Genomic DNA, 569 nt, shown 5'->3' with positions numbered 1-569 from the left:
AGTCCTCCAGCAACACCCGCCACGACACCCCGTCCACCACCAAGTGATGGGCCACCATCACCAGACGGGTGCCGTCGGTGCCGAGGTCGAAGGTCAGGGCGCGGAAGAGCGGGCCGGTGGCCAGGTCCATGCCGGACTGGGCGGTGCGGACCGTGTGGTCCAGCTCGGCTGTGCGCTGCTCCTGCGGCAGGCCGGAGAGGTCGTGGTGGCGCAGCGGTTCGGTGTCCGTGAGGGCGCCGACCGACTGGACCCAGGTGCCGTCCTCGGTGCGCTCGAAGCGCAGGCGCAGGGCGTCATGGTGCTCCACCAGCGCGGTCATGGCGGTGGCCAGGGCCGTGTGGTCGACGTCGTCGGGCAGGGTCGCGGCCATCGACATGCCGAAGTGGTGGGGTGCCGCGGTGTGGCTGCGGAAGAACCACTCCTGGATGGGGGTCAGCCGGACGGGGCCGGTGACGGCCGGCCGCTTGTCGGCGGTGTCCTCCTGGGGGGCGTTCTCCACGCGCTCGGCGAGGACCGCCACCGTCTGGCAGTCGAAGACGTCCTTGGGCGAGACGGCCAGTCCGGCGGCG

At 72.2% G+C, this 569-nt stretch carries 1 protein-coding gene; it reads right to left on the bottom strand.

All coding sequences use genetic code 11. From position 1 onward, the window contains the following. On the bottom strand, window positions 1–569 hold a 569-nt coding region (locus AQI70_RS36785), incomplete at both ends, for a condensation domain-containing protein (RefSeq protein WP_244182000.1).

The sequence above is a fragment of the Streptomyces curacoi genome, from assembly GCF_001513975.1.
Classification (GTDB): domain Bacteria; phylum Actinomycetota; class Actinomycetes; order Streptomycetales; family Streptomycetaceae; genus Streptomyces; species Streptomyces curacoi.
The sequence above is the reverse complement of the archived record's forward strand: the minus strand, read 5'-3'. Positions and strand labels throughout refer to the sequence as shown.